General features: G+C 63.9%; 23 protein-coding genes. 8 read left to right on the forward strand and 15 right to left on the reverse strand.

The features are described 5' to 3' along the window. Window positions 1-4: 4 nt before the first annotated feature. The 3 genes from Cocul_RS04830 to Cocul_RS04840 form a co-directional block, all read right to left on the reverse strand. On the reverse strand, window positions 5-931 hold the full coding sequence (locus Cocul_RS04830) for an iron-siderophore ABC transporter substrate-binding protein (RefSeq protein ID WP_069723571.1): 927 nt from the start codon (window positions 929-931) through the stop codon (window positions 5-7). Window positions 932-1,134: 203 nt separating this feature from the next. Continuing rightward, window positions 1,135-2,019: a hypothetical protein gene (locus tag Cocul_RS04835; RefSeq protein WP_055122187.1), complete on the reverse strand. Its 885-nt coding sequence runs from the start codon at window positions 2,017-2,019 to the stop codon at window positions 1,135-1,137. A 2-nt stretch (window positions 2,020-2,021) separates the two neighbouring features. Continuing rightward, window positions 2,022-2,549 carry an ABC transporter ATP-binding protein gene (locus Cocul_RS04840; RefSeq protein WP_245622111.1) on the reverse strand — a complete coding sequence of 176 codons (528 nt, stop codon included), beginning with the start codon at window positions 2,547-2,549 and terminating at the stop codon, window positions 2,022-2,024. Between the two features lie 125 nt (window positions 2,550-2,674). On the opposite strand from Cocul_RS04840, the gene Cocul_RS04845 reads away from it, so the two are divergent. The 4 genes from Cocul_RS04845 to Cocul_RS04855 are packed head-to-tail and all read left to right on the forward strand — an operon-like array spanning window position 2,675 to window position 4,950. Beyond that, the gene (locus tag Cocul_RS04845) at window positions 2,675-3,319 is read left to right on the forward strand and encodes an AMIN-like domain-containing (lipo)protein (RefSeq protein WP_055122188.1); all 645 of its coding nucleotides are present in this window, start codon (window positions 2,675-2,677) and stop codon (window positions 3,317-3,319) included. Beyond that, window positions 3,319-3,753, forward strand: coding sequence for a hypothetical protein (locus Cocul_RS04850; RefSeq protein ID WP_055122189.1), 435 nt, complete (start codon window positions 3,319-3,321; stop codon window positions 3,751-3,753). Before Cocul_RS04845 ends, Cocul_RS04850 begins: the two co-directional genes overlap by 1 nt. Window positions 3,754-3,805: 52 nt before the next feature. Beyond that, entirely contained in the window at window positions 3,806-3,958 is a 153-nt protein-coding gene (locus Cocul_RS12465) for a hypothetical protein (RefSeq protein WP_160318491.1), read from the forward strand. A gap of 14 nt (window positions 3,959-3,972) precedes the next feature. Next, on the forward strand, window positions 3,973-4,950 hold the full coding sequence (locus Cocul_RS04855; RefSeq protein WP_082422179.1) for a helix-turn-helix domain-containing protein: 978 nt from the start codon (window positions 3,973-3,975) through the stop codon (window positions 4,948-4,950). Here the strand turns inward: Cocul_RS04855 and Cocul_RS12280 are convergent. The 7 genes from Cocul_RS12280 to guaB form a co-directional block, all read right to left on the reverse strand. Further along, complete coding sequence (locus Cocul_RS12280; RefSeq protein ID WP_150114380.1) at window positions 4,890-5,123, reverse strand: hypothetical protein; 234 nt, start codon at window positions 5,121-5,123, stop codon at window positions 4,890-4,892. The two genes, Cocul_RS04855 and Cocul_RS12280, sit on opposite strands and share 61 nt — an antisense overlap. A 2-nt stretch (window positions 5,124-5,125) precedes the next feature. Next, on the reverse strand, window positions 5,126-5,542 hold the full coding sequence (locus Cocul_RS04860; protein ID WP_069723572.1) for an imm68 putative immunity domain-containing protein: 417 nt from the start codon (window positions 5,540-5,542) through the stop codon (window positions 5,126-5,128). 257 nt (window positions 5,543-5,799) lie between these two features. Further along, a complete protein-coding gene (locus tag Cocul_RS04865) occupies window positions 5,800-6,264 on the reverse strand; it encodes a DIP1984 family protein (protein WP_055122192.1) in 465 nt (154 codons plus the stop codon). Window positions 6,265-6,267: 3 nt separating this feature from the next. Further along, on the reverse strand, window positions 6,268-7,836 hold the full coding sequence (gene guaA, locus Cocul_RS04870; protein WP_069723573.1) for a glutamine-hydrolyzing GMP synthase: 1,569 nt from the start codon (window positions 7,834-7,836) through the stop codon (window positions 6,268-6,270). Window positions 7,837-7,886: 50 nt separating this feature from the next. Beyond that, window positions 7,887-8,054 carry a hypothetical protein gene (locus tag Cocul_RS12470; RefSeq protein WP_160318492.1) on the reverse strand — a complete coding sequence of 56 codons (168 nt, stop codon included), beginning with the start codon at window positions 8,052-8,054 and terminating at the stop codon, window positions 7,887-7,889. 262 nt (window positions 8,055-8,316) lie between these two features. After that, window positions 8,317-9,459 carry a GuaB3 family IMP dehydrogenase-related protein gene (locus Cocul_RS04875; protein WP_055122194.1) on the reverse strand — a complete coding sequence of 381 codons (1,143 nt, stop codon included), beginning with the start codon at window positions 9,457-9,459 and terminating at the stop codon, window positions 8,317-8,319. A gap of 23 nt (window positions 9,460-9,482) precedes the next feature. After that, window positions 9,483-11,000, reverse strand: a complete 1,518-nt coding sequence (gene guaB, locus Cocul_RS04880) for an IMP dehydrogenase (RefSeq protein ID WP_055122195.1) — start codon at window positions 10,998-11,000, stop codon at window positions 9,483-9,485. Between the two features lie 147 nt (window positions 11,001-11,147). Between guaB and Cocul_RS04885 the strand changes: the two genes are divergently transcribed. Continuing rightward, window positions 11,148-11,519, forward strand: coding sequence for a DUF5319 domain-containing protein (locus Cocul_RS04885; protein WP_055122196.1), 372 nt, complete (start codon window positions 11,148-11,150; stop codon window positions 11,517-11,519). Window positions 11,520-11,523: 4 nt separating this feature from the next. On the opposite strand, the gene Cocul_RS04890 is transcribed toward Cocul_RS04885, so the two are convergent. Genes Cocul_RS04890 through Cocul_RS04900 form a run of 3 tightly spaced genes read right to left on the reverse strand, consistent with a single transcriptional unit; the run spans window position 11,524 to window position 12,949 of the window. Next, window positions 11,524-11,832, reverse strand: a complete 309-nt coding sequence (locus tag Cocul_RS04890) for a hypothetical protein (RefSeq protein ID WP_055122197.1) — start codon at window positions 11,830-11,832, stop codon at window positions 11,524-11,526. Further along, window positions 11,829-12,386: a hypothetical protein gene (locus Cocul_RS04895; RefSeq protein ID WP_055122198.1), complete on the reverse strand. Its 558-nt coding sequence runs from the start codon at window positions 12,384-12,386 to the stop codon at window positions 11,829-11,831. Before Cocul_RS04895 ends, Cocul_RS04890 begins: the two co-directional genes overlap by 4 nt. Beyond that, complete coding sequence (locus Cocul_RS04900) at window positions 12,386-12,949, reverse strand: sigma-70 family RNA polymerase sigma factor (RefSeq protein ID WP_055122199.1); 564 nt, start codon at window positions 12,947-12,949, stop codon at window positions 12,386-12,388. Before Cocul_RS04900 ends, Cocul_RS04895 begins: the two co-directional genes overlap by 1 nt. A 275-nt stretch (window positions 12,950-13,224) precedes the next feature. On the opposite strand from Cocul_RS04900, the gene Cocul_RS04905 reads away from it, so the two are divergent. After that, window positions 13,225-13,593: a WhiB family transcriptional regulator gene (locus Cocul_RS04905; protein WP_082422218.1), complete on the forward strand. Its 369-nt coding sequence runs from the start codon at window positions 13,225-13,227 to the stop codon at window positions 13,591-13,593. On the opposite strand, the gene Cocul_RS04910 is transcribed toward Cocul_RS04905, so the two are convergent. Together Cocul_RS04910 and Cocul_RS04915 are read right to left on the reverse strand one after the other, a co-directional pair. After that, window positions 13,506-15,257, reverse strand: a complete 1,752-nt coding sequence (locus tag Cocul_RS04910) for an alpha-glucosidase (protein ID WP_055122201.1) — start codon at window positions 15,255-15,257, stop codon at window positions 13,506-13,508. The two genes, Cocul_RS04905 and Cocul_RS04910, sit on opposite strands and share 88 nt — an antisense overlap. After that, window positions 15,241-16,095, reverse strand: a complete 855-nt coding sequence (locus Cocul_RS04915) for an endonuclease/exonuclease/phosphatase family protein (protein ID WP_055122202.1) — start codon at window positions 16,093-16,095, stop codon at window positions 15,241-15,243. Before Cocul_RS04915 ends, Cocul_RS04910 begins: the two co-directional genes overlap by 17 nt. Window positions 16,096-16,419: 324 nt before the next feature. On the opposite strand from Cocul_RS04915, the gene Cocul_RS04920 reads away from it, so the two are divergent. Then, window positions 16,420-18,075 carry an alpha-glucoside-specific PTS transporter subunit IIBC gene (locus Cocul_RS04920; RefSeq protein WP_055122203.1) on the forward strand — a complete coding sequence of 552 codons (1,656 nt, stop codon included), beginning with the start codon at window positions 16,420-16,422 and terminating at the stop codon, window positions 18,073-18,075. Window positions 18,076-18,147: 72 nt separating this feature from the next. Beyond that, the gene (locus Cocul_RS04925; protein WP_055122204.1) at window positions 18,148-18,921 is read left to right on the forward strand and encodes a MurR/RpiR family transcriptional regulator; all 774 of its coding nucleotides are present in this window, start codon (window positions 18,148-18,150) and stop codon (window positions 18,919-18,921) included. Window positions 18,922-19,219: the final 298 nt, after the last annotated feature.

Here is a 19,219-nt window from a genome sequence, read left to right on the forward strand (position 1 = left end):
CCCGTTACTTTACCGCCTTTTTCATGTCCGCCAGCACCCACTGGGCGGCCACGATGGAGGAGTTGAGGAACCAGGGATCACCGTCTACCTCCTGAGCGTGGCCGTCCTTGACCACCGTGAGATTGCTCCAGAGAGCATTGTCTGTGATCTCCGCCGCCGGGCCGCTGAAGGAATAAAAGAGGTAACCGGCCTCTAGCTCGTGGAAGTTTTCCGGGGATACCTCGCGGTTCGGCTTATCGTTAAAGGTTTGGGAATCCGGGCGGGTAAACCCGGCGTCGCGGGCGACGATTCCCGCCAACGAGTGCTCCCCGTGCATCAAGTACTGCTGCCCCTTGCTGCGTACCAGGGAGACGGTTCCACCACTGCCGCGCTGCTGCGCCCAATCCTGGGCTTCTTTTTCATAGTCGTCCAGAAGGCGATCGGCCTCGGCGCGCTGGCCCACTGCGTCCGCGATGATGCCCAGATCCTCCTTCCACTTTTCCGAGCCGCCGTTGCTGAGCACCACCGGGGCCAGCGCGCGGAGGCGTTCCAGCAGCCCGGAATCGGCGCGCTGGTTGGCCAGGATGAGGTCCGGTTCCAGGGCCGCGATCTTCTCCACCGAGGGATCGGAGCGCTCCCCCACCACCTCGATGCCGCTCAGATCGTGCCGCTGCCCGAACTCCTCCTGCAAGAACTCCGGCACACCGGTGGTGGCCGTGGCGATCCCCACCGGCACCACACCCAGGGCAAGCAGGGTATCCAGCTGGCCGGTGTTGAGGGCCACCACGCGGCGGGGAGCCTGAGCGTCGCCGCTTGATGACGCCGCGGCGGAGGACGCATCGGAGTCGGAGGAACCGGAGGAGCAGGCGGCCAGGGCCACCCCGGCGGCGCCGAGGAGGCTCACGGAGAAGAAGCCACGGCGGGACACTTGGCAATGAAAAGTGCGAGTCATGCCCATACCATAAATGAATATGGCAAGGCATACCTAATTTATAACCACTGCGGCGGCAGCCACCGCAGGCAACAAGCCGCGCAGATAGTACCGCAGAATCTCGGGAGAAAAGCTCACACCCATGCCGGAATCAAAGTAGGACATGCTGCGCACCAGCGCTGGTTTCCCCCGTTTCCACCCCGCGTATATCCACGCCGCCGCCACTAACGCCACCTCCGCCGCGCTTTCGGCCCACGCCCCATAGGCGGCCGCCCCCACGCCCACGCAGGCGCACAGATACCCCAAGCCACAGGGAACCGGGCCACAGAAAACCTAGCCGTAGAAAACCGGGCCACGCGCGTGAAATCCGTGGCCCGGTACACCGCAGCGCACACGATCCCCCAGGCCAGCACCGTCGCCGCGCGCCCCCACTCCCCATACGCGGGAGCAAGGGTCACTTGCCACGCCGCCACCGCCGCGGCGAAATACAGCACGTAACCGCGACGCCACAAACGCCGCAGGCCTAATACCGTCAGGCTCGTGCCCCGAGCACCACACCCCCACCTCTTCCGCGAGGAACCCCGCAGCCAATTCATCACCAAGAGGTCAGAGACCAATTCCGTGTCCTGCAACCCGGCCAGGTTCTCCACGAGGGCGCGGGTGCGCCCAGCCGCCAGCAGGCGGGGAAGATCGCTGCCCCACCCGCGCGCCCACCCCACCCCGAGCCTCGCCGCCGCCACCGCCACAGACATTCCCACCACGGCAACCAAGCTATGTCCCGACGCGGCCCCCAGGAAGGCCCCCACTGCGGCGCTAGCGGCACCTTGAACGAGAATCGCGGGATCGAGCGCAGGCAAGCGCCGCTGGCGCCGATAACGCCATACCCATTTCTCCCGTGAGAGGCCTCGCAGCGGGATCAGCCGCTCCGCGAGCACCACCATGACCGCCGCGATACCCACTGCCGTCGCCCACCGCAGCGGCGCGCTCACCGCGTGAGGCTCGGCGGGATTCATCAGGCGTAGCAACACCCCCGCGCCCATAGCCACTGCCAATGCGGCGAGGAAGAGCGCATATGCGTATCCGCTTGCCCTTTCCAGAAGCGCGAACACCTTTATGCTTCCCCCACCCGCAGCACCTCGTGGCAGGCCTCCGCCACGCGAGAAGAATGCGTGGCCACCAACACACATGTTCCCTTTTCCGCTATGAGGTGCAGATACGAAGCCAGGAAATCCGTCCACCGCTCATCAAGGTGGCGTTCGGGCTCGTCGATAAGCATGGCCGGGGCCTCCAGCCCCAGGTGCATACCCAGGTAAGCCCTCTGACGCTGCCCGGACGATAACGCCCACAGGGGCGCGTGAAGGATATTGTGCAGCGCCCAGGCCTCCACCACTTCTTCCTTTTCTTCCAGCCCGATCTTGATGAGATCGAGGTGTTCTCCCACGGTGAGGTCGGGAAGGAAAATCGGATCTGAGATTAGTATCACACCAGTTCTTCCCGCGCGAGTGTCGGAGCTCCCCACCATGATCTCGCCCTCCAGTGGCGAGATTTCACCGGCGATGGTGGCGAGAAGCGTCGATTTTCCGCAGCCATTAGGCCCGGTGAGCGCGTACACGGTGCCCTCATGAAAATCACGGCTCACACTTCCCAGGGCCTCGGTATGTCCATAAGTGCAATTCACGCGCAGCGTCACGGTTTCCTCACAAATTGGTACCAATCTGCCATATGTATTTCACAAGGTTTCCCCGCACGATATACGGTGTGGGTATGTCAGCGCTTATCGACGCCCCTCGCTCCCCACGCCGCCGCGCCGTGGCGGCGGCGCTCACGGCGAGCACCCTGCTGCTCGCTTCGTGCGGCACGGGAAACGATACCACGCAGCCCAGTCCCTCCCAGGGCTCCCTTTCCGCCTCGGAGGGTACCGCCGCCGATACCACCGACGCCTCCGCCAAGAACGGTGCCGGGCTCACCCCCTTGGGCAACGCCGATATTGCCATGAAAACGATGCGCCCCAGAGAGCCCTCCGAACTCGTGGTCACAGAAATGCGCACCGGCTCCCACGAGGGCTTTGACCGCGTGGTTTTTGAGATGAAGGGCGAGGGCGATCCCGGCTGGTATGCGGATTACACCGACCACCCCTCCCAGCAGGCCTCGGGCAATCCCATCGAGTATCACGGCGCCACCGCCCTCACCGTCAATATCGACGGCACCGTCTACCCCTTCGACCTCGGCATCGAGGATCCCGTGCTCAACCGCCTCACCCCCACCGACGGCGGCAACATCACCGACGTCATCAGCGTGGGCACCTTCGAGGGCCGCTCCCAATTCATCATCGGACTCAATAAAAAGGTACCCTACTCCGTGCAGGTTCTCCACGAACCCACCCGCCTCGTCATCGACCTCGTGCCCTAATGAACGCCTACGCCACCCTGCGCGCTCACGTTACCCCCATTCCCACTCCTCCGGTGGTGCGCCTAAGCGGTTCCGTGCTCGGCGGGGCCGCCGTGGCGGTGCTCAGCACCGATCTTCCCCGGCCACTCCAAGTGGCATCGCCGCTCCTCTTTCTTCTCATCGCCCTGGCGCTCCCGTTCGCACACCCCTACCGCCGCCGCATCCGGGAATACCGCCGCGCGCACCGCATCCCGTTCCAACCCCAGGTGTGGCAATTCCTGCCGCTCTTTTTCCTCTGGCTCGCGGTCATGCTCTCTCCCCTGCTCGCCCCCGCCCCAACCTGGGCAAGCGCGCTCCTCTTCGCTATCGCTGCGGGTTGGCTGTACCTCACCTTTCCGCATATCGACGGCACCCGCGCCCTCGCCCACGCCCGCCCCACGCAGGACTCATACTAAAGTTTTATACATCTTTATAGATCGGCGATCTATAAAGATGTATAAAGAGATCATGCAGCCGAGCCCGTACACCCCCGGCGCGGTGGCCCGCGAGGTCATCGGGAGAGATAAGCACCTCACCGCGATCCAACGCCACCTCGCCATGCTCTCCTCCTATTCCCGCTTTGAAGGCCGCATCCAGGTTTTGTCGGCCCACGCGGTGTAGGCAAAACATCACTCCTGCGCACCGCCCAGCAGCAGGCCGAGGCCCTGGGACTCCACACCGTATGGGTCACCGCCGGAGACGGGCCATTCCTCGAAGAACTCCTAGCGCAATTTGACCACTACGCACAGCGCTGGACGGACACCGCTTCCCAGGCATTAAGAAAAATTCTGGCCGCTACCTCCGTCGCCCTGGCAGGGGTGACCATCACGGGTTCCCAGGCCTCTTCTCCCACCCGTTCCGGCCTTGGCCGACAATTACAGGCCGTCCTGGAGAAAGCCGGGGAAAGCGCCCACAAAAACTCTCACCGCGGCCTGGTGATCTTCATCGACGAGATTCAGGCCGCCGATAAGGAAGGGCTACGAGCCCTCGCTTATGCCTGGCAACACATGCAATCGGAGGCCTCCGATCTTCCGCTCCTGGCGGTCACCGCCGGACTCTCGCACACCCAAAACGTGATTACGGACGCGGTGAGTTTTGCCGAGCGCTTCCACTACGCGCACCTCAGCAACCTCGATGAGCCCGCCTCACGCACCGCCATCACCCGGCCAGCGGATCATCACGGGGTGTGCTGGGAAAATGAGGCCACCTCGCTCGCAGTACGCCTCGCTGCCGGTTACCCCTACTTCTTACAACTCATCGGTGACCTCTCCTGGATCGCCGCCGACGATCCCGAGCCCGGCGGTATCATCACGCCACACCATGTTCACGCCGCCCGGGAGGAGTTCCACCAAGCCCAGGAGGCCCTATTTCGATCGCGGTGGATGAAGGCCACGGACCGCGAGATCACCATCATGATCGCCATGGCCGAACTTGGCGACGGCCCCGTGCGGCGCGGAGACATTGCCGCCGCCCTAGGAGCCCGCACCACCGACATCAGCATGGCCCGGAGATCACTCATGGATAAGGGGCTAGTAGATTCCCCGCATCACGGCTACTTGGAGTTCACCGCACCGGGGTTTGCCGCGTTTGTCCGGCGATCCACCAGCCTATGAATCTTGTTGTTCGCCCACACGTAGAACACATTCCCCAGGTAAAAGAGCACCGCGCTGCCCACCGCCAGGGGCGCCCACCAGCCCCACGGTAGAGAACCCTGAGCAATCACGATGCCGGTAAAGATGAGCGAAAATAGCACCGCCCTCACCGGCTCCACCTGAAACTTCTTCATCGCTAATCCAATTCTCCGCGCAGGGACTCCGCCTCGTCCGCGAGCGCCGTCAGGGTATCTTCGTCCCAGCGCTGGGATACCCGGTGATCCTCGGGCGCAAGCGCAAAGTACTTCATGGCCGTGGCCAGTTGAGTCAGCCTGGGAACATCCCTGCCCAGCGCCACCTCGCCTCTCTCACCCCACTCCGCGAGGTTCACGGTGCCCTTGTTCTTCTTGGCTTGCGCCGCCACCGCCGCCAGCGCGGCGGCGATCAAAAAGGCATCGCCCTGGGGCAACTCCGTGTCCGTGTAATTTCCGCCGAGTTCCTCAAGCCCCAGCTCCACAAAGGCACGGGAAAGTTCCACGGCATTACCCGAACGTCGCGCCAACCACGCCACCACGGCCGTCATTTCCTCAGTACCCTGCAACGATGCACACATGTCCCCCACCCTACGCCAGAAGATCCCCTAACCCACCCTCACCAATTCGCGTGGGAAGCGCCCCAGTGCCCGGTAATAATCAATTAATCATGAGCAATACCCTTGTGCAATGTGGTGGGCCTGATCCGTTTTCACCGGACTCGAACCGGCTTCCCATTGCCCCTTGGGGTGCCACTCAGAGGTCGCGTATTTCGGTTGACGCGATCAACAACCTCCGCACTCGCTGACGCTCCGCAGAATTGGTTACCTGCTTCTGACTACGGGCTCTCTATGAGATCCGTGTTCCAGTTGAGCCGTTGGATCGCCGTGTCCCATTGCCGGTATTCCTTGGCACACTCGTCCATCTTCTTCCGCAACTCCACCACGGATATGCTGGCAACGTAGCGGATCTCGCTGCGCGAATAGCGATCCTGCCGGGTGCTCGCGGCCTTGGCCAAATCAGCGTATAGATCCCGGCGCACCATCGCCGCGTCGCGGCGCGCGATGGCGTCGGTCAGCGTGTTCTCCTCATCAAAGGCCGTGGCCGTGTTGGTGGCGTTAATCCGCCTAATCAACCAGGTAAGACGATCCATGAGTTGCTCGGCCTCCGCCAACAACTCCACCGGGTTCTCATCTGGTTCTTCGCCCTCCTGCACCCGCGCCACGAGGGAAAGGCGTTCCTTCAGCTGAAAGTAGCGGCGCTGAGCCTCGGCGCGCTCCGCCAGGGCTTCCGCTAACTTCATGGTCTACTCCCATTCGATCGTTGCCGGCGGCTTGGAGGTCACGTCCAGCACCACGCGATTAACCTCCGCCACCTCGTTGGTGATCCGCGTGGAGATCACTTCCAGCACCTCATAGGGTACACGCACCCAATCCGCCGTCATGGCATCCTCGGAGGACACCGGGCGCAACACGATGGGGTGACCATAGGTGCGACCATCGCCCTGCACGCCCACCGAGCGGACGTCGGCAAGCAACACCACCGGGCACTGCCAAATCTGTGCGTCCAAGCCCGCCTTGGTGAGTTCCTCCCGCGCGATCGCGTCCGCGGCGCGCAGAATATCCAGCCGCTCCTGAGTTACCTCGCCGATGATGCGGATACCCAGGCCGGGGCCGGGGAAGGGTTGGCGATTCACAATCTCCTCCGGCAGGCCCAGCTCCCGGCCCACCGCGCGCACCTCGTCCTTGAAGAGCAGCCGCAGCGGCTCCACCAGGGTAAACTCCACGTCATCGGGAAGCCCACCCACGTTGTGATGGCTCTTGATATTGGCCGTGCCGGTGCCACCGCCGGACTCCACCACGTCTGGATACAGGGTGCCCTGCACCAGGAAGTCCACCCGCTGACCCTCCAACACCCCGGCCACGGCGCGCTCGAAGGAACGAATGAACTCCGCCCCGATGGCCTTGCGCTTAGCCTCCGGCTCGCTCACCCCCGCCAACTTATCCAGGAACGCCGCGCGCTCGTCCACCGTGACCAGACGCGCGCCGGTGGAGGACACAAAATCCTTCTCCACCTGCTCGCGCTCGCCCTGCCGCAACAATCCATGATCCACGAAGATACAGGTCAAGCGATCCCCGATGGCACGCTGCACCAAGGCCGCCGCCACGGCGGAATCCACGCCACCAGACAACCCGCAGATCGCTCGCCCCTCGGGCCCCACCTGCTCACGCACGGACTCGATCAACTGCTCCGCGATGTTCTCCGGCGTCCAGTTCTGCGGCAACCCCGCAATCTCCGTGAGGAATCGCGTAAGCACCTCCTGACCATGCGGGGAATGCAGCACCTCCGGGTGATACTGCACGCCAGCCATGCGCTTGTCCGTATTCTCAAAGGCCGCCACCGGGGCGCCCGCCGTGGTGGCGGTGACCGCAAAACCCTCCGGGGCCTTGGACACGGAATCCCCGTGGCTCATCCACACCTTGTGGGTGGACTCGAACTCGCGGTGCAGACGACCACCGGATACCTGCATATCCGTGCGGCCATACTCCCGCTGCCCCGTGGCCGCCACCTCGCCCCCCAAGGCGTTGGTCATCAACTGGAAGCCATAGCAGATGCCAAAAACGGGCAAGCCCAAATCAAAAATCTCGGGATCAAGGGAGGGCGCGCTCTCCGCATACACCGAGGAAGGCCCACCGGAAAGCACCAGGGCAGCCGGGTTCTTCTCGCGCACCTCTTGCGCCGTGATCGTATGCGGCACCACCTCGGAGTACATGCGGGCCTCACGCACGCGCCGCGCGATGAGCTGCGCGTACTGAGCACCGAAATCAACAACGAGGACAGGGCTGGGAAGATGGGTCTGCTGCGCTTCAGTCACAGCCCACAAGCCTACCCGAGGGGTAGGGAGTTATCCCAGCGCGGGGAACTCTAAGAATCCTTGCGATGCTTAGCCGAGCGCTTGGACGAGGGCTGGAAACCGAAGCGCGGCTTGGGATACTGGCGGAAATATAGTTCAGGGCTAGCCTCGAACAGGCGCAAGCGCTCTGCATAGGTCGCATCAATGACCTTACTTGTTGTAGCGCGCTCACGAGTCATCTCGGTCACCTCCAGAGTGCTCAGCCGCTTCCATTTTTATCCAACGTTCCAGCCGCTTTCATGTGGATAAACTTCACGCCCTCTTCCCCAGTACAAAGAGAAAAGAACGCCACCCCCATATACAAAAGATGTGCCGGCCAGCAAGGAACTTCCTAGAACCCCAAGTAACTCTACGTACACGGGCTTTATCCCCCGCGATCTTCCACAAAAAGGATGGCTCCGGCAGAACCATCCCTTCGCCCCGATCTATCATCGTCCCCCTCTACCCCGCTACGGCAAGCCCCACCTTCTGAAAGGACTTCAGATCGGTGTACCCGCACTTGGCCATCGCCCGGCGCAAACCGCCCACGATGTTGTGCAGCCCCAACGCCTCCCGGGAGGGGCCGTGGAGGATTTCTTCCAGGCTCGGGCGCTCCTCGCTGGAGGTAAACTCGTAGGCCTCGGCCACGAATCCGCGTGGGAACCTCGGGTGCGCGGCGGTGGGCGGCCAGAAGTATCCCTTGCCGCCGGCTTCTGCGGCCGGGGCCAGTAGGGTGCCCAGCACCACCGCGTCTGCGCCGCAGGCGATGGCCTTGACCACGTCGCCGGAGGTTTCTAGTTCCCCGTCGGCCAGGATATGCACGTAGCGCCCGCCCGTTTCGTCCAGGTAGTCGCGGCGCGCGGCGGCCACGTCCGCGATGGCCGTGGCCATGGCGGATTCGATGCCCAGCGCCAGGCCGTTGGTGTTGACCCCGCCGCCGACGATGATCCCGGCCGCGCCCGTGCGCATGAGGTGCATGGCGGTGGTGTAGTCCGTCACGCCTCCGGCGATCACGGGCACGTCGAGGGAGCCGATGAAGTCCTTGAGGTTCAGGGGTTCCCCGCCCTCGGCCACGTGCTCGGCGGAGATCATGGTGCCCTGGATGATGAGGAGTTCCGCGCCTGCGGCAATCACCTTGGGGGCGAACTCGCGGGCGTTTTGCGGGGATACGCGCACCGCCACCGTGACTCCTTCCGCGCGCACGGCCTGGATTCGCTCGGCCAGCAGGTCATCGTCCACCGGCGCGGCGTGGAGTTCTTGGAGCACGCGGGTGGCCTCGGCGGAGGCCAGCCCGGCGGCGTTATCGGCGGCGTCGATCACGCGCTGGATCGCGCCTTGGAGATCCGCGTGGCGGCCCCATAGGCCTTCGGCGTTAATCACGCCCATGCCTCCCTGGCGGCTCATCTCCACCACGAACTCCGGGGTCGCCAGGGCGTCGGTGGGGTGGGACATGACTGGAATATCGAACGTATAGGCATCAATGTTCCAGGTGGTGTCCACGTTCTTGGAGGATCGGGTGCGCCGCGAGGGGACGATGGATACGTCCTCTAGGCGGTACGTGCGGCGGGCCTCGCGCCCAATACCAATCTCAACGTAATCGCGCATGGGGTATTCGGGTCTCCTGGTGCTTAGTGGTAGTTGGGGGCCTCGACGGTCTGGGTGATGTCGTGCGGGTGGCTTTCCTTCAGGCCCGCCGTGGTGATCTGTACAAAGCGAGCCCGGTGCAGATCGGGGATCGTCGCGGAGCCGGTGTAGCCCATCGCCGCCCGCAGGCCGCCCACGATCTGGTGCGTGATGGTGTCGATGGAGCCGCGGAAGGGCACGCGCCCCTCGATTCCCTCCGGCACCAGCTTGTCCTCGCTCTTCACGTCCGCCTGGAAGTAGCGATCCTTAGAGTAGGAGCGCTTCTCTCCGGTCAGGCCGCGCCCCTGCATGGCTCCCATCGAGCCCATGCCGCGGTAGCGCTTGTATTGCTTGCCGCCCACCACCACGATGTCGCCGGGGGCCTCCGTGGTACCGGCCAGCATCGAACCGAGCATGACGGTGCTGGCACCGGCGGCAAGAGCCTTGGCGACGTCGCCGGAGAACTGCATGCCGCCGTCAGCGATGATCGGCACGCCAGCGGGGGTCGCCGCAGCACTGGCCTCCAGGATGGCCGTGATCTGGGGGGCACCCACGCCCGCCACCACGCGGGTGGTGCAGATGGAACCGGGGCCGATGCCTACCTTGATGCCGTCCGCACCCGCGTCCACCATCGCCTGCGCCGCTTCGCGGGTGGCCAGGTTGCCGCCCACCACGTCCACGCGGTTACCAAAGTCCTTCTGCACGCGGGAGACCATTTCCAGCACGCGGTTGTTGTGCGCGTGGGCGGAATCCACGATGAGCACGTCCACCCCGGCCTCCACCAGGAGCCCGGCGCGCTCGTAGGAGTCCTGGCCGGTGCCGATGCCCGCGGCCACGAGCAGGCGGCCGGAGGAATCCTTGGAGGCGTTGGGGTACTGCTCGGACTTCACAAAGTCCTTCACCGTGATGAGGCCCACCAGTTTGCCCTGCTTGTCCACGATGGGCAGTTTTTCCACCTTGTTGGCGCTGAGCAGTTCCAGGGCCTGCTCCTTGGTCACGCCCTCCTCCGCGATCACCAGCGGCATGGGGGTCATCACCTCGCTCACGCGGCGGTGGGTGTCTGGTTCAAAGCGCATGTCGCGGTTGGTGCAGATGCCCACCAGAACGCCCTGCTCATCCACCACGGGCAGGCCGGAGATGCGGAACCGGGCGCACAGCGCGTCTACCTCCGCGATCGTCATCTCCGGGCTGCACGTCACGGGGTCGGTGACCATGCCGGACTCGGAGCGCTTGACGATCTCCACCTGCTCGGATTGTTCCGTGGCGGAGAGGTTGCGGTGGAGAACGCCGATGCCGCCCTGTCGGGCCATAGCAATAGCCATGCGCGCCTCGGTGACGGTATCCATCGCCGCCGAGGCGATGGGCAGGCCCAGCCGAATGTTGCGGGTGAACTGCGAGGAGGTGTCCACGTCGCTGGGCACCACGTTTGACTCGGCGGGCAGCAAAAGCACGTCGTCGAAAGTCAAGCCTCGCAGCAGTACCTTATTGGGATCGTCGCCACCAGTAGATACCTGCTGCACCATGTAAAACTCTCCTCACTGTTGATATGCCTGCCCCGCGGGGTGTTCGCCTTCCCTTTTACTTTAACCACCTACTCTAACCAGATGTTCCGCATCAGGGTAACGGGGGAGAATTGCCAGCATGCGGGGGCTAATCATAGGATCGGCGGTGTGAACTTCGACTCTCAGATGCCGCTTGATCCCTTTGCCGATGACCCGAACGATCCCGCCTCGTTCCTCGGTGGGGACGAACCCATGCCGCCGCTGACAGACGAAGAACGCGCCGGCATCGAACGCGACCTCGCCCTCGTGCGGGAGTTCAAGGCCGTGCTCGACCCCAAGGGTATCCTGGGCATCTTTTTTTTCTGCGAGGATTGCGAGGAGAACCACTACTTTAGCTGGGATATCCTCGCCGCTAACATGCGCGCGACGCTGGAAAACACCCTCAGTCCCGTGCACGAGCCCGGTGCCGCCCCCAATATCCAGGCCTACGTGCCGTGGGATTATGCCCTGGGATACCTCGACGGGCTGCGGGATCAGTAGCGGTTTACTCCCCCGCTACACCCGCTTGAGCGCCGGTATCCTCCTGCTCCCCTCCCGCTAGGGAGGGGCTTTCCTGCGTGGGTGCCACGGCAGCTGCCGTCGGCTCGGAATAAGGAATCCCGGCCTCCACGGGGCCGCCGTGTGCCTGGCCTCCTTGGCCCGGCGTCGCGGTGACGGTGGCGGTCACCGTCATCGTGTGGGTCTCCGTGACCGTGGCCTGGGGTTCGGCGGCGGGATTCTCGCCAGGGGCCTGCTGCCCTTCCGGGGCCGGGGCGGGGGCCGCCGTGCCCGGCACCGTGGTGGTCACCGTCACGGTGGTCTCCTTGTCCCCTCGCGCGGGGTTCCCCGGCGAGGAAGCGGCGCTATCTCCCGCGGGCGCGCGGTTGTTCGCGGCTCGGGAGGCCGCCTCCATGTCCTTGGCCATGAGCCGCGCTGTTCTATGAGCAGCCGCACGCCGTCCATGTCCCCGCGCTCGGCCAGGCTGTTCATCTCTTCCAAGGTTCCGGCCAGCTCCACCACATCCGGGGAGGCATCCTGGCGCGGGAAGAGCTTGGTGGAAAGGCCGTACAGCGGGGAGTCCGGCCCCGCGTTGAGCAGCACCGCGCCGCTTCCTGCAATCACGAGTGTGGCCGCGGCGGCTCCCACTAGCCCGACGAAGAGCGGCCGCACGCGGCGTCGGGAGCGCATGTCCACCACCTGTGCCTGGAGGCGCGGGGGCTCGGGCATGGGCTTATCGACGTCGCTCCGCAGCTCCAGCAGCATCCCGGCCAGGGGGTCGGTGCCCTCGCTGCGGTCGATCCCTCGCGAGAGTTCGGTCAGGAAGGCGTCGCTGAACTCTAGCTCGCGCTGTTCACGAGGATCGTTCATCATCGCTCTCCTTCTTCTACTGCCTTGCGCAAACTCACCAGCGCCCGGTGCTGCGCCACGCGCACGGCGCCGGGGGTGCTGCCCACCATTTCTGTGGTTTCCTCTGCGGATAGTCCCACCAATACGCGCAAGGTGATGATCTCACGCGATCTCTCGCTAAGAGAATCGAGAAGTTCGCGCACTCTGTTACTACCGTCTTTGACCAGCGCTTCTTCCTCGGGATTGGCCTCCCCTGAGACGGAGTCCGGGATCTCCTCGGTGGGGTGGGATTGATCGCGGACGTACATGCGGCGGGCGTCGGCTACCTTGTGGCTGACCACCCCGTACACGTAGGCCATGAAGGGCCGTCCGCGATCCGTGTACCGCTCGATGGAATGCACCACAGCCAGGCAGGCCTCCTGAGCGATGTCCTCCGCCCCCGGAATGCGCCCGGTACTGATCCGGGCGCGCACGTACCGCAGCACCAATGGGTGAATGATCTCCAGGATTCTCTGCAAGGCACCGCGATCCCCCGTCACCGCGGCGGGGACGAGAGCCTGTAATTCTTGTTCGGCTTCACTCACTTCCTGCTCTTTTCTCACGGTGACGGGACTGCTATGGAATACCGGATTCAGCATACTTTAAGCCGGTATCCGTTCATGGTCTAGGTGCCAAACACGCGGGGCGGCGCGAAGTTTACCCAGGTTTTACTTTCCCCAAAAACCGTGATTAGCCTGTATGTTTCCGTTTTGCACACCAGGAATCCACATGCCCGTAACCCGCCGTCCACTTTCCGTTCACTTAGAAGGTTCACACTCACTGCTGACCATTGATCCGCTTGCTCAAGGAGATCCTTTTCATGTCCCAGCCGCATCTTCTCCCTGGCCCCAACGCAGACCTATGGGATTGGCAGCTTCACGGAGCCTGCCGCGGAAAGAACTCCGAGATGTTCTATCACCCCGATGGCGAGCGCGGGCGCGCCCGCACCTTGCGTGAAAACAAGGCCAAGGCCATCTGCCAGACCTGCCCCGTCATGGATCTCTGCCGCGATCACGCCCTGCGCGTGGCAGAGCCCTATGGCATCTGGGGCGGCATGAGCGAGTCCGAGCGCATGACGCTCCTGCGCAAAAACCGCCTCGCCTATGCCTCAGGAGCCTCGGGAGCCCCGCGCAGCACCACCCGAGCCTCCCAGGGGCGCAGGACCGACGTGGTGGTGGCCTCCTCATAGTTACCCAGCAGCGCCTCCCCCTCCTCCAGGGCCGCGCACACCTCGCGGGGGCACTCCACCTCCCGCGAGGTGAAGTTCACCGCCACCACCAGCAGGGCCCCTCCCCATGCGCGCCGATAAGCGTACACGCTGGGGTTCTCCGCCGCGAGCGGCTCGTAGGTTCCCTCGCGCACTACCTCGCGCAGGGGGCCCTTGCGCAGGTGCAGGAGGCGTCGATAGTAGTTCAGCACCGAGGCCGGGTCGCCGTGCTGATCCTCCGCGTTGATCTCCGGGTAGCCTGGGTTGACGGCGATCCAGGGCTGCGCCTGCGGCTTGTCCCCGCTAAACCCCGCCTGCGCCCGCGCGTTCCATTGCATTGGCGTGCGCGCGTTATCCCGCCCCCGGGCGTGCACTCGGGCCAGGGCCTCCCTGGCGCTGAGTTCCCCTCGTTCCTCCACCACGGTGCGGTACCAGTTCACGCTGTCCAGGTCGCGGTAGTCCTCGATGCGGGGGAAGGCCACGTTTGTCATGCCCAGTTCCTGCCCCTGGTAGATGTACGGGGTGCCCTGCTGGAGGTACAGCGCCGTGGCCAGGGCCTTGGCCGAGGCCTCCCGGAACTCGGGGCGGTCATCGCCAAAGCGGGAAACCGCGCGGGGCTGATCGTGATTGTCCCAGTACAGGGCGTTCCAGCCCTTGCCGTACAGGCCCCGCTGCCAGGAATCCAGCACCTCCTTGAGTTCCACCAGGCCGGGGCGATCCAGGCTCCACTTATCAAAACGAGGATCGTTGCCCAGGCTCACGTGCTCAAAATGAATGATCTGGCTGAGTTCCTCCCGCTCCGGGGCGGTGTAGAGCACCCCGTCCTCGGGCGTGGGGCCGGACAGCTCCCCGACGGTCACGATGGCGCCGCCACGCGACCACGCCTCCCGATTCATCATGTGCAGCCAGGTGTGTACCTTGGGCCGGTTATTCACAAAACGCATGGAGGAGGTCACCCGGCCCGGCTCCTGATAGGGATCGTCGGGGAAGCCCTCCGGCTTGTCCGCCGTGCCGATGGCGTCCACGCGCCAACCATCGACGCCGCGCTCCTGCCACCAGCGGATCATCTCGAAGATTTCCTCGCGCACGGCCGGGTTCTCCCAGTTCAGATCTGGCTGCTTGCGGGAGAACATGTGCAGGTAGAACTGCTCGGTGCGCTCGTCCCACTCCCAGGCCGATCCGCCGAACTCCGAACCCCAGTTATTGGGCGGCAGCGGCGTGCCATCCTCCGCATAACCGGAAGCATCCCGCCAAATGTAATAGTCCCGGTAGGGGTTGTCCTTGCTGGCGCGGGAGCGGATAAACCATTCGTGTTCGTCCGAGGTGTGATTGACCACCAAATCCATCATGATCTTGAGGCCCAAGCCGTGCGCGGCCTCAAGGAGCGCATCGAAGTCCTCAAGGGTGCCAAACTCTTCCATGATGTCCCGATAATCGGAAATGTCATACCCGTTATCGTCATTGGGCGAGCGATACACCGGGCACAGCCACAGCACGTCCACGCCCAGGTCCTTGAGGTAAGGAAGCTGCTGCGTGATCCCCGGAATATCTCCTATGCCATCGCCATTGGAATCGCGGAAGCTGCGCGGATAAATCTGGTACACCACCGCGTCATGCCACCACTGGCATTTATTCTCCTGCGTCATGCTCTTCTCCCTTTCCCGTATCCTGCTCCATGTCTACCAACACGCCATAGTGATCCGAGACCACCGGCGAGCCCTCTCCCGCGAATACCACCCGGTGCGAGGCCACCGGCAGCGGCTCATTCACCAGCACGTAATCAATCCTCGCGCCGGCCCGCGCCCCCTCCCAACCAGAGATCTTGCCCGCGATGGTGTCATGCCCCTCAACATCGCGCGCCAGGTCGCGGGTATCCATCCACCCCCGTTGCCGGATCAGGCTATAGCCCTCCCCCGCCACGGTGGCCGGATTGTTGAGATCGCCGGCCACGCATACGCGCTCTCCGGGGTGCCGCCGGGCGAAGCCCTCGATCGCCTCCCATTCCTGGGCAAAGAGGGCCTGCCCCTCCCGCTTCCACCAGGAAAAGTGCCCGGAGAGCACCCAGCCCCAGCCCCGTATCTTCAGCGCCAGGGCCACGCGACGCCGCACGTCCGCGTAGGGGTACTCCGCCAGCACCACGGCGTGCGCCTCCGCCGCGTGTTCCTCCGCCCGCACCAGCAGCCCCACGCCCTCGTCATACTTGCCAAAGCCCTGGTGCGCCTCAGCCCAGTAACAGCGATACTCCCCGCCCAGGTGCGCGCAGGCCTCCGCGAGCGCCTGCGCGTAATTATCCGCCCCCATCGGCAACGCACTCGGGCCGCCGTACCGCGTGGAGCGCCAGGGCACCCCACCCTGGAGCTGGTTGGCCTCCTGCACCGCCACCACGTCCACGCCTTCTTCCACGATGAGGCGGGCGGTATCCATGATCTTGGCGGGTTGATCCGGCTCGCACCAACTATGTGCGTTGAGGCTGAGAACTTTCACGGCGAGGCTCCTTCTCATTGGGGCCGTGGGTGGGGATTTCGCTGCGGGCGGCGCAGGCGGCCCACGCACGGCCCGCGTGCTTGGCTGCGCGCACCCAAGCCTAGAGTCTCGCCTGCCTCCTCCCTGGGCTCATGGGCGGCCAAGGCGCGGAATCTATGCCAAAACCGTGGAACTTATGCCGCAATCTTCCCGCGAGGCCGGTATTTGCTGGTACTCGGCTTAGAGTGATCCCAACGCCCTTCACCCGCGCGGTTTGTAACCCGCTTTGAGCCTGTGGGAGGGGCCGCGCGAAAGATCGTGAGACAGAGAAAAGGTACTGCAACCATGATGGAAAAAGTGCAGAGATTTGGCAGCGCCATGCTCGCCCCCGTGCTGCTCTTCGCCGTGGCTGGCCTGGCCGTTGCCCTGGCCATCATCGCCCAAAACGAGCAGCTCATGGGGGATCTGGCGGCTCCCGGAACCTGGTGGAGCAACTTCTGGCGGGTGTGGGAATCCGGCGCTTGGACCGTGTTCAACCAGATGGAACTGCTCTTTGTGTTGGGCCTGCCCATCGCCCTGGCCAAGATGGCCAACGCCCGCGCGGTGCTCGAAGCCGCGCTGCTCTACCTCACCTTCAACTACTTCGTGGCGGGCTTCCTGGAAGTCTTTGGCTCCTCCTTCGGCATCGACTATGCCGCCGAGCCGGGCGGGGAATCCGGGCTCAAGATGATCGCGGGAATCAAGACCCTCGATACCGGCATTCTGGGCGCCATCTTCATCTCTGCGGTGGCCGTGTGGATCCACAACCGATACTTTGAAAAGAAGCTCCCGGAGTTCCTGGGCATCTTCCAGGGCAGCCAGTTCGTGTACATCGTGGGCATCTTCATCATGCTGCCCCTAGCGCTGATCGTGTGCTTCATCTGGCCCCAGGTGCAGCTGGGTATTTCCTCCCTCCAGGGCTTCCTGATGACCTCCGGCTCCCTGGGCGTGGGCCTCTACACGTTCCTGGAACGCATTCTCATTCCCACCGGCCTGCACCACTTTGTGTACTCGCCCTTTGTGTTTGGCCCCGCCGTGGTGCCGGAGGGAATCCAGGCGCACTGGGTCAGCAACCTCACCACCTACGCGGAATCCAGCGCCCCACTCAACGAGCAGTTCCCCGGCGGCGGCTTTGCCCTGCACGGCAACCCCAAGGTCTTTGCGCCCCTGGGCATCGCCGCCGCCTTTTACACCACCGCCAAGCCGGAAAAGCGCAAGGCCACCCTGGCGCTGCTGATCCCGGTGGTGCTCACCGCCATGCTCACCGGCATCACCGAGCCCCTGGAGTTCACCTTCCTCTTCGTCGCCCCGCTCCTGTTCACCATTCACGCCGTGCTCTCCGGCTTGATGACCGCCATCATGTACCAGCTCGGCCTCGCCGGAAACATGGGCGGCGGGCTCATCGACTTCATCGCGCAAAACTGGGTGCCGCTGTGGGCTCAGCACCACGCCACCTACATCATGCAGATCGGCGTGGGGCTGTGCTTCACCGTGGTCTACTTTGTGCTCTTCCGCTTCCTCATCCTCAAACTCAACCTCAAGACCCCCGGCCGCGAGGACAACAAGGACGTCAAGCTCTACTCCAAGCAGGAATATCGGGAGGCCAAGAAAAAGGGCTCTACTGACGACGCCGCCCCTGCCGCACCAACGTCGGAGGCCTCCCCGGAGGGTGCCGCCCCGGCGTCGGTAGCCACCGCAGAGCCCACCGATCCTTATATCCAGCGCGCCACCGATTTCCTCACCCTCCTCGGCGGGGCGGAAAACATCACCTCCGTGAACAACTGCGCCACCCGCCTGCGCGTGTCCGTGGCGGAACCGGACAAGGTGGCCGGGGCCGACGAGTTCCAAGAAGCCGGTGCCCTCGGCCTGGTCAACAAGGGCACCGCTATCCAGGTGATCGTGGGCATGGACGTGCCCCAGGTGCGAGACAAGTTTGAAAGCCTCATGGGAGGCTCCTCCTAACCAATTCCCCCACCGAGCGCGGCGTTGCTATGCTAACCACGCATAACGACGCCGCGCTTTTGGGAGGATACGGTGAACCTGGAAAGCATCGTGGCCTCCACCCAAGGCTCCTGGAACGATACCGAGCGCGACATCCTCGCCTACCTGCTGGCCCACCAGGCCGAGGCCACGGAATCCTCCGTCCAGCAGATCGCGCAGCGCACCTACACCTCCACCTCCTCGGTGATGCGGTTGGCCAAGCGTCTGGGGTTTTCCGGATTCGCGGAGATGAAATACTTTATCCGCACCTCCCTGCGGGAGATGGAACACCACCAGGCTCCCGATCCCATCGCCCTCCAGCGGGACGACCTCCTGGGCACCCTAACCCACCTCGAATCGCTCTCCGTTGCTCCTATCGTCTCCCGGCTCTATGAGTCCCGGGCCATCTATTGCCTGGGCACCGGCTCCTCGCAGCGCCTGGCGGCCTCGGAATTCGCCAAGTCCCTCATGGCCAACGGCAAGCAGGCCACGGTGATTACCGATCTCACCGAGATGAAGGTCAGCCTGCCCATGATGGAAGCCAGCGACACCCTCGTGCTCATCTCCCTGGGCGGCACCAACCCGGACTTTGTGGAGATTCCTCGGGCCGCCTCGCTGCGCGGGGTGCCCACCCTAGCGGTGACTCGGTTGAGCAGTAATCCCCTGGCGGCGGCCTCGCGGTGGAATATTCATTACTGTTCCACCGCGCTTCACCCCTCCTGGCACGTGGGCGAGTACCATTCGCTCATCGGATTGAACGTGGCGCTGGATTATGTGATCCGGGCGTATATGGCGTATCGCCTGCGGGCGGAAAGTGCCGAGGGGTGAGGGAGGGTGGCACGCTTTCACCTTCCCCGGATATTAACCCGATCTTTTACCACTCATCGGACTTAGTGGTTTTATCAAAAATCAAACCCCTGATGGGAATAGTATTCCTCGTACGACCCAGGCAGCGCAGCTCCGCGAACGTCCGCGCCGCGAAAAACGCAATCAAAGATAGTTGAGACATAAAGGTTTATTCACAGGGGCAGTACCCCCCCGTGAATAAACCTCACCCATGTCACAACCCTACGAGTACTAAAAATATCTCACACTTATTTGATAAAGACTATAGTACCCCTATCCC

The sequence above is a fragment of the Corynebacterium oculi genome (assembly GCF_001412105.1).
Classification (GTDB): domain Bacteria; phylum Actinomycetota; class Actinomycetes; order Mycobacteriales; family Mycobacteriaceae; genus Corynebacterium; species Corynebacterium oculi.